A 12,898-nucleotide genomic window follows, 5' to 3' on the forward strand; every position below is an offset into this window, starting at 1 on the left:
AGTACAAAGGCAAGGAGAAGCTGCTCTCCTCCAACGTCCACGCGCTGCATCTCGGGCGCGACTGGGCGCTGCAGAACTTGAAATGTCCGATCGGTCTTAAGATCAAGAAGGCCGACAAGGTCGGAGACCGCATCTTCATCGAGGGCAACAACGCCGCGGCGCTTGGCGCGGTCTATGGCGGCGCCACGGTCTGCGCCTGGTACCCGATCACACCGTCGTCCTCGCTGGCAGACGCCTTCACCAGCCATTGCAAGAAGCTGCGCCACGATCCTGAGACCGGCGAGGCCAAATACGCCATCGTGCAGGGCGAGGATGAGCTGGCCTCGATCGGCATCGTGATCGGCGCCTCCTGGAACGGCGCTCGCGCCTTCACCGACACCTCCGGCCCCGGCATCTCGCTGATGACCGAGTTCATCGGCCTATCTTACTTCGCCGAGATTCCGGCCGTGATCATGAACGTGCAGCGCGCCGGCCCGTCGACCGGCATGCCGACCCGCACCCAGCAATGCGACATCATCGCCTGCGCCTATGCGTCCCACGGCGACACCAAGCATGTGCTGCTGTTCCCCGAGGATCCCGCGGAGGCCTTCGAGTTCGCCGCCGCCGCCTTCGATCTCGCCGAGCGGCTGCAGACCACGATCTTCCTGATGCTCGATCTCGACATCGGCATGAATCATCGGCTCTGCCGTCCCTTGAAATGGGACGACGCCAAGCAGTATGACCGCGGCAAGATCATGACCGCCGAAATGCTGGATGAGGGCCGCGACTTCGGCCGCTATCTCGACGTCGACGGCGACGGCATCCCCTACCGCACTTATCCCGGCACGCACGCGACCAAGGGGGCTTATTTCACCCGCGGCACCTCGCGCGACCGCTACGCGCGCTATTCCGAGGAAGGTCCGGTTTACGCCGACAACATGCAGCGGCTGGTGCGCAAGTTCGAGACCGCGCAGGATCTGGTGCCGCGGCCGCTGCAGGCCAATGCGGCCAGGCCGACCAAGTACGGCGTGATCTATTTCGGCTCGACCGCGCCGGCGATGGACGAGGCGATCGGGCTGTTGGAAGCGCGCGGGCACCAGCTCGACCGGCTGCGCATCCGCGCCTTCCCGTTCCATTCCAGCGTCGCGAGCTTCATCGCCGAGCACGACTTCATCTACGTGGTCGAGCAGAACCGCGACGGCCAGCTCCGCCAGCTCATCGTCAACGAGAACGGCATCGATCCGATCCGCCTGATCCCGATCCTGCACTACGACGGCACGCCGATCACCGCGCGCTTCATCGCCAAGGCGATCGGCGACCACCAGGACCGTCTCAAGGTAACTCCGCTGCGCAAGGCCGTGTCATGACCTACATCGCCAAACCGAAATTCCATCATCCGGCCCTGAAGAAGAATGCGCTGGGCTTCACCCATCGCGACTACGAGGGCAAGATCTCGACGCTGTGCGCCGGCTGCGGCCACGACTCGATCACGGCCTCGATCATCGAGGCCTGCTACGAATTGTCGATCGAGCCGCACCGGGTGGCGAAAATCTCGGGCATCGGCTGCTCGTCGAAGACGCCGGACTATTTCCTCGGCAGCTCGCACGGCTTCAACTCGGTGCACGGACGCATGCCGTCGGTGCTCACCGGCGCCAACCTCGCCAACCGCGAGCTGATCTATCTCGGCGTCTCCGGCGACGGCGACTCCGCCTCGATCGGTTTCGGCCAGTTCGCGCATTCGATCCGGCGCGGCGTCAACATGACCTACGTCGTCGAGAACAACGGCGTCTACGGCCTCACCAAGGGCCAGTTCTCGGCCACCGCCGACCGCGGCTCGAAGTCGAAGAAGGGCGTGCTCAACACCGACAACGCGATCGACCTGGTCGCGATCGCGCTGCAGCTCGGCGCGAGCTACGTCGCGCGCAGCTTCTCCGGCGACAAGGACCAGCTCGTGCCGCTGATCGCCGGCGCGATCCAGCACAAGGGCGCCGCCTTCATCGACGTGATCAGCCCCTGCATCGCCTTCAACAATCACGCCGGCTCGACCAAGAGCTTCGATTACGTCCGCGAGCACAACGACGCGGTGAACCGGCTCGACGTCCTCACCGGCCGCGAGCCGATCACGGTCGACTACGCACCCGGCACGGTGCAGGTGGTCGAGCAGCACGACGGCTCGAGGCTGGCACTGCGCAAGCTCGACGCCGACTACGACCCGCACGACCGCGTCGGCGCCATGGCGTTCCTGTCCAAGCACGCCGCCAAGGGCCAGATCGTCACCGGCCTGCTCTATGTCGATCCCGACTCGGAAGACCTGCACACCCATCTCAACACGGTGGACACCCCGCTCAACACGCTGGAAGCCGACGACCTCTGCCCCGGCTCCGCCGTGCTCGACAAGATCAACGCGAGCTTGCGGTAGCAACGGGCGGCTGCCTGGGTGGAGTCATTGCGCTCGCAATGACGTAGAATTGCAGGGTGGGCTGAGCGCAGCGTGCCCACCAATTGCGTGCAAAGCTGTCGAGAGAATGGTGGGCACGGCGCTTCGCGCCTTAGCCCACCCTACGAAACTACGACGCCTTCGCAGACAGCAACCCCGCCCACTCCTTTTCCAGCTGCGCGAGCGCCTCGGCCGGCGGTGGCACCGCGAGATGGCCGCCATCCTCGCGCAGGAGATCGAACGACCTGAGCTTCGCGAGCCCGTCGTCGGCGCCGAACGCAACATGGATGTCGAACAGCTCCACGAGCAATTCCTCGACCCGCGCGCCGAGCGCGGCCCCGGACAACGGCGACGGCGCCGTCAGGAGACAAAAATACGCCAGCAGGGTTTCCTTCCAGTCCTGATCCTCGGCTTCGCCGATGATGTAGTGGAAGATGCCGGAATTGTTGTTGATGTTGCGGTAGTAGATGTTGTCGGTGACCTGCTTCTGGTGGATCAGCGACTGGCGGTGGAAATTGCCCCATTGCCTGAGCACGAAGGCGCCGAGCGCGAACAGCCCCGAAAGCGCGGCCAGCGCCTGCTGGGTGTCGTTGTCGTGCAGCGCGCCGCTCAGCCCGAGATAGAAGCCGAGCACGGCAAACAGCACGGTGAGCGTCGATGCGAGCTTGAGCAGGATCGGCACGCCGCCGACCACCGCCGGCACGCCGAGCGTGAACTGGTCGGTCAGGCTCATCACCACGCGGGCATTGGGAAACAGCGCCTCCAGGTCGCCGCGCGCGATGTGGCGGAAATACTTGAACAGCACGGCTCCCGCGCGGAGACGATGCTTGCGCTTTTGCTTTCTGGCCCGCCAGAAACCGGCGCGCGCCGGAGGCGGGCCGTCGGAGACGTCCTCCTCCGGCTTCTTCGCCACCATCAGCACGACGTCGTCATAGACCTCGATCTCGAGCCGGCGGCGGCGCAGGCCAAACAGGTAGGGAACATCCACGGTCTGCTTGTGATCGCCGCGCCGGAACATGCGGATGTCGCGGTAATCCTCGAGCGGCACCTTGATCTTCACCCGCACGAGCGCGTGCTCGCCGAAGGCGCGCACGATCTCCTGATGCGGGATCTCGACGAAGTTGGCCTCGTTGAGCACGCGGACGAACTCGTCGCGCAGCATGCCATAGGCTCCCTCCAGATCGGCCGCCGCACGGCGGGCCTCGGGGCCGACCTCCGGGTCGAAATAGAAATAGGCCTCGCGCAGCCGGTCGAGCTCATCGAAATACCGCTGATGGAAGATCGCGCCGAGCGCGTGAGCCAGTCGGCGGAGGCCTGCCTCCTCCTCGCTTGCCAAGCCACGGCGGGCGACGAGGGCTTCGACGAGATCCGACTTCCGCACCGGGATGAACCGCTCCCGCTGTCCCGGCGCGGCCACCCCGCCGGACGCTTCGTTCGTGGGCGCCGTGGATTCGACGATCGCTTGCAGATTGCGCCGGGTCAGCATGGCGAACGTCAATCCATGTCCGTACTTCTACGGAATGAATATAGCGTGCTTGCAACACTGAAGCCACCCGAACACGCCGACCCTCGTCATTGACCGCAAGAAGCTTGCCGCGATCCGGCATAAGTGACAGGCTGCGCTCCATTATTCACGTTGCGGAGCCTATTTCTGGAGAGTGCCATGCATCGACGCAACATGTTGCAGGCGGCCATTTCCACGATCGGCGCGTTCTTCACCGCCTCCGGCGCGGATGCCGCGGCGCCCGCCACGACCGGCAAGCTCAGGGTGGTCTACCATCTGAGCGATTTCGATCGCGCCAACTTCGTGCTCGTCAATATCGGCAACCACGTCGACGGCGTCGGCGGCCCGGAAAACGTCACCATCGCGCTGGTGGTGCACGGTCCGGCACTGAGGGCGTTCCAGACCAGCGCCGCGCATCCCGGCATCACCGGCCCCGTCGTCCAGCTCGCGAGAGCCGGCTATGAGCTCGCCGCCTGCGGCAACTCCATGCGGGCGCAGAACCTCACATTGAAGGACCTGCTGCCGGGCTTCGTCGCCGCCGAAAAGGGCGGCGTGGTGCGGATCGCCGAGTTGCAGGCGCAGGGCTATCTCTACATCAGGCCGTGAAGCCCGTTCGCCTCAGGCCGCCGCGGCCAGCGGGCGCGGGTGCAGCATGTATTCCTTCAGCACCTTGTCGTGGACGTCGATCTCCTGCAGCGACACGTCGTAGCTCCAGAGATCGGCGAGATGCTGCAGCACGCGCTTGGTGTCGGTCTCGTTGAGCTGGGAACCCTTCACCACGGTGTGGCGCAGCATCAGCCGGCAGTCGCCGGCGAGATCGACATCGACCACCTCGATGTTGGCGTCGATGTAGCCGACGTCGTACTGCCTGGACAATTCGCGTCGGATGCGGCGATAGCCGCGCTCGTTGTGGATGGCGTCGACCAGGATGCCGGCCCGTTCCGCGGGGTCGTCATGCAGATGGAACAGCCGCAGCTGACGGATCAGGCGCGGGCTGAGGAACTGGCCGATGAAGCTCTCGTCGCGGTAGTTGGCCCAGACGTCGCGCAGCACGCCCATTGCGTCGCCGCTGCCTGCGATCTCGGGAAACCATTCGCGGTCCTCGTCGTCCGGATTGACGACCATGCGCTCGATGTCCTGCATCATTGCAAAACCGAGCGCATAGGGGTTGAAGCCCGAAAACCGCGGATCGTCGAACTCGGGCTGGAACACGACGTTGGTGTGCGACTGAAGGAATTCCAGGAAGTTGCCGTCCGAGATGCGCCCGCTCTCGTGCAGGCGGCTCATGATGCGGTAATGGACGTAGGTCGCGGTGCCCTCGTTCATCACCTTGGTCTGGCTCTGCGGATAGAAATACTGCGCGACGTGGCGGACGATGCGGAGCAATTCGCGCTGCCAGGGCTGCAGCCGCGGCGCGGTCTTCTCCAGGAAATACAGCAGGTTTTCCTGCGGCAGGCCGAGCAGACGCCGACGCCGCTCCGCGGTGAGCACGGTTTTGCTCTTGGCCGGCCCCGACGGGACCGTGCGCCACAGATCGTTGAAGACAGCCTCCTCATGGGCGCGGCGCTGCCCTGCTCGCCGCTCCTCCTCGCGCAGATCGAGCTTCTTCTTGCCGGGATAGCGGTCGATGCCGTGCGACATCAGTGCATGCGCCGCATCGAGCGTATGTTCGACGGCGAGCCGGCCGTGCCGCTCCTCGCACTGGGCGACATAGCTCTTGGCGAATTCGAGATAGTCGAGAATGCCGTCGGCGTCCGTCCACTGCTTGAACAGGTAGTTGTTCTTGAAGAAATGATTATGTCCGAACGCCGCATGCGCGATCACCAGCGTCTGCATGGTCGCGGTGTTCTCCTCCATCAGATAGGAGATGCAGGGCGATGAATTGATGACGATCTCGTAGGCGAGCCCCATCAGCCCCTTGCGGTAGGAGGCCTCATGGAAGGCGAAGTGCTTGCCGAACGACCAGTGCTTGTAGAACAGGGGCATGCCGACCGAGGCGTAGGCGTCGAGCATCTGCTCGGCGGTGATGACCTCGATCTGGTTCGGGTAGACGTCGAGCCCGAGCTCGGATTTCGCGACTTCCTCGCAGGTATCGTGGATGCGCTGCAAGGTGACGAAATCCCAATCCGCGCCGTGATACAACAACTCACTCATGAGACGGCTTTCATGGGGCGGCTTTCTCGCTCTTCCCGCGGCGCTGGAACAGATCGTGGAATACCGGGAAGATCTCGCTGCGGTCACTGACCTTGCGCATCGACAGCGGCGCGCCATCGCCGCGCAGCCGCTCGTACAGGCTCCACAGCGAGGAGTCCGGCATCTCGAAGGAGTGCCCGCCGGCATCGCCGACCTCGAGATAGGCGAAGAACTGGCACACCGGCAGGATCTTGTCGGTCAGGAGCCGGGCGACGACCTCGCCGTCCGAGGTCGAGTTGTCGCCGTCGGAAGCCTGCGCCGCGTAGATGTTCCAGTCGGCCGGGCGGAAGCGCTCGCGGACGATCTCGTGCATCGCCTCCAGCGCACTCGACACCAGCGTGCCGCCGGACGCCGGTCCGTGGAAGAACGTGTCCTCGTCGACCTCCTCGGCGCGGTCGGTGTGGCGGATGAAGACGATCTCGACGTGGCGGTAGCGCTTCTTCAGGAAGACGTAGAGCAGCATGTAGAAGCGCTTGGCGAGGTCCTTCATGTGCTCGGACATCGAGCCCGACACGTCCATCAGGCAGAACATCACCGCCTGCGCGACCGGCTTCGGCTTGGTCTCGAACCGGCGGTAGCGGATGTCGATCGGGTCGATGAAGGGAATCCGGTTCGCCTTGGCCTTCAGCGCCTCGAGCTCGGCGATCAGCTCGCTGCGGCGCGGCTCCTCGCTCTCGGCGATCTCCGCCTCGAGTTCGGCGATCGTCTCGGGCCGCGGCCGCCGCAGCGCAACACGCCGCGCCAGCGCGAGGCGGACGGTGCGGCTGATCGAGATGTTGGCCGGCGAGCCCGACGTGGCATAGCCGGCGCGCTCGATCCCCTCGGTCTCAGTCTGCGCCAGGCGGCGCTTGGCCAAGTCGGGCAGCTCGAGATCGTCCAGGAACAGATCGACGAATTCGTCGCGGCTCAGCACGAAGCGGAACGCGTCCTCGCTGTCGCCCTCGCCCGGCGCGGACTTGCGACCGCGCCCCTCACCGGAGCGTGGCAGCACGTCGCCTTCGACGAATTTCTTGTTGCCGGGCAGCACCATGTCGCGGGTGCCGCCTTCGCGTCGAAACCGCGGCTCATCCATCCCATCGAGCGGTATCGAAATCTCGCCACCTTCCAGGACGTCCTTGATGTCCCGATCCTGCGAGGACTTCTTCACCGCGCCCTGAACCAGCGCCTTGGCACGGCGCAAAAACCGCTGCCGGTTCTCGAGGCTCTTGCTTCCCGGGTTCAGCCGCCGGTCGATGATGTGAATGGCCACCTTGTCATCCGTTTCAACCAGCCTGCTTCACCCTCATGTACCACTCGACGAGCCTGCGCACCTGACGCTCGGTATAGCCTCGCTCCACCATGCGCGCGACGAACTCGCCGTGCTTCTTTTCGGTCTCGCCATCCTTCTTCGAGCCGAAGGAGATGACGGGAAGCAGGTCTTCCACCTGGGAGAATATCCGTTTTTCGATCACCTCACGAATCTTTTCGTAGGACGTCCAGCCCGGATTCTTGCCGTTATTCTGCGCTCGCGACCGCAGCGAAAACTTGACGATCTCGTTGCGGAAGTCCTTCGGGTTCGCGATTCCCGCCGGCTTTTCGATCTTGGTCAGCTCCTGGTTGAGCAATTCGCGATTCATGAGCTGGCCGGTGTCGGGGTCCTTGAAGTCCTGGTCCTCGATCCAGGCGTCGGCATAGTCGACGTAGCGGTCGAACAGGTTCTGGCCGTAATCGGCGTAGGATTCCAGATAGGCCTTCTGGATCTCGTTGCCGATGAACTCCGCATAGCGCGGCGCGAGCTCGGCCTTGATGAATTCGAGGTACCGCTTCTCGACTTCCTCGGGCAATTGCTCGCGGCGGATCGAGAGTTCCAGCGTGTACATCAAGTGAACCGCGTCGGCGGCGAGCTCGGCAGTGTCGTGGTTGAAGGTCGCAGCCAGCACCTTGAAGGCGAAGCGCGTCGAGGTGCCGTCCATGCCTTCGTCGACGCCTGCCGCGTCCCTGTACTCCTGCACGCTGCGCGCCTTGGGATCGGATTCCTTCAGGCTCTCGCCGTCGTAGACCCTCATCTTGGCGAACAAAGTGGAGTTGTCGTGCTTGCGCAGCCGCGACATGACGCAGAAGCGCGCCAGCGTCTCCAGCGTGCCGGGCGCATTGGGCGCGGCGGCGAGCTCGGAGCCCTGGATCAGCTTCTCGTAGATCTTCTGCTCCTCGGTGACGCGCAGGCAATACGGCACCTTGATGACGCAGATGCGGTCGATGAAGGCCTCGTTGTTCTTGTTGGACTTGAAGCTCTGCCACTCCGCCTCGTTGGAGTGCGCCAGCACGATGCCGGTGAAGGGGATCGCGCCGATGTTCTCGGTGCCGATATAGTTGCCTTCCTGGGTCGCCGTCAGGAGCGGATGCAGCATCTTGATCGGCGCCTTGAACATCTCGACGAATTCGAGAATGCCCTGGTTGGCGCGGTTCAGCCCGCCCGAATAGCTGTAGGCGTCGGGATCGTTCTGGGCGAAGGTTTCGAGCTTGCGGATATCGACCTTGCCGACCAGCGAGGAGATGTCCTGGTTGTTTTCGTCGCCCGGCTCGGTCTTCGCGACCGCGATCTGCCGCAACCGCGAAGGCTGGATTTTGGCGACGCGGAATTGCGAGATGTCGCCGCCGAAGGCTTCGAGCCGCTTGTAGCACCAGGGCGACATCAGCCCGGTGAGGCGGCGGCGCGGAATGCCGTATTTCTCCTCCAGCATCGGCCCCAGCGCCTCGGGGTCGAACAGCGCCAGCGGGCTCTCGAACACCGGGCTCAACTCGTCGCCGGCCTTCAGCACATAGATGGGATGCACCTCCATCAGCGATTTCAGCCGCTCGGCCAGCGACGATTTGCCGCCCCCGACCGGACCGAGCAGATAGAGGATCTGCTTGCGCTCCTCGAGCCCCTGCGCGGCGTGGCGGAAGAAGCCGACGATGCGCTCGATCGTCTCCTCCATGCCGTAGAAGCCGGTGAAGGCGGGATAGGTTCGAATCGTACGGTTGGAAAAAATACGGCCAAGGCGGGCGTCCTTGGCCGTGTCGATCATCTGGGGTTCACCGATCGCCGCTAGCAGTCGCTCCGCCGCGTTCGCGTATTTCATCGGATCGCTTCGACATGACTCGAGATATTCCGTCATCGACATGTCGCTCTGTCTTCGAGCCTCGAAGGATCTAGCGAACGCGTTGAACAGAGAATCGTTGTACATGACCTCTCTCCGCATATGGTCGGCTTGGCCTCCCGAATACTATTGGTGACGGTGACCGCTATGTCCAACGCCCCCACATTCGAATCGACACAAGCAAATTAGATTGATTGGACACTGGGCAGACTTCTTTGCGCAATGCACAATCGAGGCAGCTTGCGAGTTACGAACAGGCATTTGCCTATTTTGTAGGCGAACCAACATCAGATCACACTGATTCCCTATCAATGTAACGTGAAAACAACAAAAGCGGGAGCCCGGTACCATCCCGGGGGAAAATGGCCCTGAAGCGGATTTGACGCTGTTTTGGCCGGGTTCCGGGGCGAATCGAGGCCCTTTCGATCATTGCTGCAATGCGCTTGCCGCCGGCGAGAATCGACATCATGTGAATATGGTTGTCTCGAAGTGAGCGTAGACAATTTTACGGCGCCTTCGAGCGATTCATTGACGAGGTGTCGTGCCCGCCAGAACTGCACACGGGATCAATCAGCTCGAACGGAAGAAAGCCATGAATCCTGTCAAAGCACTCGAACAGCACGGCCAGTCGGTCTGGCTCGACTTCCTGGCGCGCGGCTTCGTCGCCAAGGGCGAGCTGAAGAAATTGATCGGCGCCGACGGCGTGAAGGGCGTCACCTCCAACCCCTCGATCTTCGAGAAGGCGATCGGCTCGTCGGACGAATACGACGCGCCGATCGGCAAGGCGCTGAGGAAGGCCGACCGCCCGGTCGCCGAACTGTTCGAAGGGCTCGCGATCGAGGACATCCAGCATGCGGCGGACGTGCTGCGCCCGGTCTATGACGAGTTGAAGGGCAACGACGGCTTCGTCAGCCTGGAGGTCTCGCCCTATCTCGCAATGGACACCAAGCGCACCGTCGCGGAAGCGCGGCGGCTCTGGAAGGGGGTCAAGCGCAAGAACCTGATGGTCAAGGTGCCGGCCACGCCGGACGGCCTGCCCGCGATCGAGCGGCTGATCGGCGAAGGCGTCAACATCAACATCACGCTGCTGTTCGCGCAAACCGTCTACCGGGATGTCGCGGAAGCCTATCTTGCGGGGCTGGAGAAATATGTCGAGGACGGCGGCGATCCCTCGCATGTCGCGAGCGTCGCGAGCTTCTTCGTCAGCCGCATCGACACCATGGTCGACAAGCAGCTCGACGACAAGATCGCCAAGGCGAACGATCCGACCGAGAAGGAGCGGCTGACCGCGCTGAAAGGCAAGGTCGCGATCGCCAACGCCAAGCTGGCCTATCAGGACTACAAGCGGCTGTTCTCCGGCGCGCGCTGGGACAAGCTCGCGGCCAAGGGTGCGAAGCCGCAACGGCTGTTGTGGGCCTCGACCGGCACCAAGAACAAGGACTACAGCGATGTCCTCTATGTCGAGGAGCTGATCGGCGCCGATACCGTCAACACCATGCCGCCGGCGACGCTGGAGGCGTTCCGCGATCATGGCAAGCTCCGCGACAGTCTGGAAGAGAATGTCGAGGAAGCACGGCAGGTGCTCGCCGAGCTGGAAAAATCCGGCGTCTCGCTCGATGCGATCACCGAGGAGCTCGTCAAGGACGGCGTCAAGCAGTTCGCCGACGCCGCCGACAAGCTCTATGGCGCGGTCGCGCACAAGCGCGCAGCCGTGCTCGGCGCCGACGTCGATGCGCAGACGCTCGCGCTCAACGGCGAGCTCGGCAGGGCGGTCGAGAAGAGCACCGAGGAATGGCGCGCGACGGCCAGGATCCGCAGGCTCTGGCAGCACGACAAGTCGGTCTGGACCGGAAGCGACGAGGACAAGTGGCTCGGCTGGCTCGACAGTCCCGCCGAGGCCGATGTCGCCGACTACGAAGACTATGCGCGGCGCGTGAAGGGACAGAACTTCTCCGATGCGGTCGTGCTCGGCATGGGCGGCTCGAGCCTCGGGCCGGAAGTGCTGGCCGAAACGTTCCCGAGGAAGAGCGGCTTCCCCAGGCTTCATGTGCTCGACTCCACCGATCCCGCGCAGGTGCGCGCGATGGAGCAGAAGATCGACATCGAGAAGGCGCTGTTCATCGTCTCCAGCAAGTCGGGCGGCACGACCGAGCCGAACGCGATGAAGGATTATTTCTTCGACCGCGTCGCCAAGGCGATCGGCAAGGACCAGGCCGGCCATCGCTTCATCGCGGTGACCGATCCCGGCTCATCGCTGGAGAAAGCCGCCGCCAAGCAAGGCTTTGCGCGCGTCTTCCATGGCGAACCGACGATCGGCGGCCGCTATTCCGTGCTGTCGCCGTTCGGCCTGGTGCCCGCCGCGACCGCCGGCATCGACGTCCGCGCGCTGGTCGACCATGCGCTGACCATGGTGCGCTCCTGCGGCGCCGACGTGCCGCCGCACGAGAATCCCGGTGTCCAGCTCGGGCTTGCCATGGGCCTCGCCGGGCTCGAAGGCCGCGACAAGGTGACCATCCTGGCATCGAACAAGATCGCCGATTTCGGTGCCTGGACCGAGCAGTTGATCGCGGAATCGACCGGCAAGGAAGGCAAGGGGCTGATCCCGGTCGACGGCGAGACGCTCGGCGCGCCCGAGGTCTACGGCCGCGACCGCTTCTTCATCGACATCCGCACCGAGGGTGAGGACGACGCCGCGCATGACGAGAAGCTTGCCGCGCTGGAAGCGGCCGGCCATCCCGTGGTCCGCATCGTAATAAAGTCGATCGACCATATCGGCCAGGAGTTCTTCCGCTTCGAGCTCGCGACCGCGGTCGCCGGCGCCATTCTCGGCATCAACCCGTTCGACCAGCCGGATGTCGAGAGCGCCAAGATCAAGACCCGCGAATTGACCGCTTCGTTCGAGAAGACCGGCGCCCTGCCCGCGGAGCGGCCCGCGATGTCGACCGACGAGGCCGATCTCTATACCGACGAGGCCAATGCCGAAGCCTTGCGCAAGGCCGGCGCCGACGGCGACCTCAATTCATGGCTGAAGGCGCATCTTGGCCGCATCCATGCCGACGACTATGCCGCGCTGCTCGCCTATGTCGAGCGCGACGCCGATCACATCGACGCGCTGCAGGAGATGCGGCTGAAGCTGCGCGATGCGCGCAAGGTCGCGACCTGCACCGGGTTCGGCCCGCGCTTCCTGCATTCGACCGGACAGGCCTACAAGGGCGGCCCCGATAGCGGCGTGTTCCTGCAGATCACCGCCGACGACGCCAGGGACCTTCCCGTCCCCGGCCAGAAGGCGAGCTTCGGGATCATCAAGGCGGCGCAGGCACGCGGCGATTTCGACGTGCTGACGGAGCGCGGACGACGCGCGCTCCGCGTCCATCTGAAGGGCGACCTGAAGTCGGGACTGAAGCGGCTCGATGCCGCGATCACACAAGCGCTTGGTTAGAGTTTGAGGAAGCGAAGATGCAGCTCGGCATGATCGGTCTCGGGCGGATGGGCGGCAACATCGTCCGCCGGCTGATGAAGCATGGACACACCACCGTAGTCTATGACAAGGACGAAAAGGCGGTGGCGGCGCTCGCCGCCGACGGCGCCACGGGCGCCAAGGCGCTGGAGGATTTCGTCGGCAAGCTCGAGAAGCCGCGGACCGCATGGGTCATGCTGCCGGCGGGC

10 protein-coding genes are annotated in these 12,898 nt (G+C 64.1%); 5 read left to right on the forward strand and 5 right to left on the reverse strand.

Going from position 1 to position 12,898, the window contains the following annotated elements:
* Both JOY90_RS21770 and JOY90_RS21775 read left to right on the forward strand, forming a co-directional pair.
* On the forward strand, window positions 1-1,346 hold a 1,346-nt coding region (locus tag JOY90_RS21770), incomplete at its 5' end, for a 2-oxoacid:acceptor oxidoreductase subunit alpha (protein ID WP_291693174.1).
* Window positions 1,343-2,398: a 2-oxoacid:ferredoxin oxidoreductase subunit beta gene (locus JOY90_RS21775; RefSeq protein ID WP_291693175.1), complete on the forward strand. Its 1,056-nt coding sequence runs from the start codon at window positions 1,343-1,345 to the stop codon at window positions 2,396-2,398. The genes JOY90_RS21770 and JOY90_RS21775, both read left to right, overlap by 4 nt.
* A 148-nt stretch (window positions 2,399-2,546) precedes the next feature.
* Here JOY90_RS21775 and JOY90_RS21780 read toward each other — a convergent pair whose 3' ends face one another.
* Window positions 2,547-3,914: a TMEM143 family protein gene (locus JOY90_RS21780; protein ID WP_291693176.1), complete on the reverse strand. Its 1,368-nt coding sequence runs from the start codon at window positions 3,912-3,914 to the stop codon at window positions 2,547-2,549.
* A gap of 165 nt (window positions 3,915-4,079) precedes the next feature.
* Between JOY90_RS21780 and JOY90_RS21785 the strand changes: the two genes are divergently transcribed.
* Window positions 4,080-4,526, forward strand: coding sequence for a DsrE family protein (locus tag JOY90_RS21785; protein ID WP_291693177.1), 447 nt, complete (start codon window positions 4,080-4,082; stop codon window positions 4,524-4,526).
* 12 nt (window positions 4,527-4,538) lie between these two features.
* Here the strand turns inward: JOY90_RS21785 and JOY90_RS21790 are convergent, their stop codons facing one another.
* From JOY90_RS21790 to JOY90_RS21805, 4 genes are all read right to left on the reverse strand, one after another.
* Window positions 4,539-6,074: a SpoVR family protein gene (locus tag JOY90_RS21790; RefSeq protein WP_291693178.1), complete on the reverse strand. Its 1,536-nt coding sequence runs from the start codon at window positions 6,072-6,074 to the stop codon at window positions 4,539-4,541.
* A gap of 10 nt (window positions 6,075-6,084) precedes the next feature.
* Window positions 6,085-7,362 (reverse strand): YeaH/YhbH family protein, encoded by a 1,278-nt coding sequence (locus tag JOY90_RS21795; RefSeq protein WP_291693179.1) that lies wholly within the window; start codon window positions 7,360-7,362, stop codon window positions 6,085-6,087.
* Between the two features lie 13 nt (window positions 7,363-7,375).
* Complete coding sequence (locus tag JOY90_RS21800) at window positions 7,376-9,319, reverse strand: PrkA family serine protein kinase (protein WP_291693180.1); 1,944 nt, start codon at window positions 9,317-9,319, stop codon at window positions 7,376-7,378.
* Between the two features lie 205 nt (window positions 9,320-9,524).
* Complete coding sequence (locus JOY90_RS21805; RefSeq protein ID WP_291693181.1) at window positions 9,525-9,701, reverse strand: hypothetical protein; 177 nt, start codon at window positions 9,699-9,701, stop codon at window positions 9,525-9,527.
* Window positions 9,702-9,824: 123 nt separating this feature from the next.
* Between JOY90_RS21805 and JOY90_RS21810 the strand changes: the two genes are divergently transcribed.
* On the forward strand, window positions 9,825-12,671 hold the full coding sequence (locus JOY90_RS21810; protein ID WP_291693182.1) for a bifunctional transaldolase/phosoglucose isomerase: 2,847 nt from the start codon (window positions 9,825-9,827) through the stop codon (window positions 12,669-12,671).
* A gap of 17 nt (window positions 12,672-12,688) precedes the next feature.
* On the forward strand, window positions 12,689-12,898 hold a 210-nt coding region (locus tag JOY90_RS21815), incomplete at its 3' end, for an NAD(P)-binding domain-containing protein (protein WP_291693183.1).

This window comes from Bradyrhizobium sp. (assembly GCF_019242285.1).
Taxonomy (GTDB): Bacteria; Pseudomonadota; Alphaproteobacteria; order Rhizobiales; family Xanthobacteraceae; genus Bradyrhizobium.

Excerpts from the sequence above, each read along its gene's own strand:
- JOY90_RS21775 (WP_291693175.1), top strand. The coding sequence starts at position 1,343 with ATGACCTACATCGCCAAACCGAAATTCCATCATCCGGCCCTGAAGAAG.
- JOY90_RS21785 (WP_291693177.1), top strand. The coding sequence starts at position 4,080 with ATGCATCGACGCAACATGTTGCAGGCGGCCATTTCCACGATCGGCGCG.
- JOY90_RS21790 (WP_291693178.1), bottom strand. The coding sequence starts at position 6,074 with ATGAGTGAGTTGTTGTATCACGGCGCGGATTGGGATTTCGTCACCTTG.
- JOY90_RS21800 (WP_291693180.1), bottom strand. The coding sequence starts at position 9,319 with ATGTACAACGATTCTCTGTTCAACGCGTTCGCTAGATCCTTCGAGGCT.
- JOY90_RS21805 (WP_291693181.1), bottom strand. The coding sequence starts at position 9,701 with ATGATGTCGATTCTCGCCGGCGGCAAGCGCATTGCAGCAATGATCGAA.
- JOY90_RS21810 (WP_291693182.1), top strand. The coding sequence starts at position 9,825 with ATGAATCCTGTCAAAGCACTCGAACAGCACGGCCAGTCGGTCTGGCTC.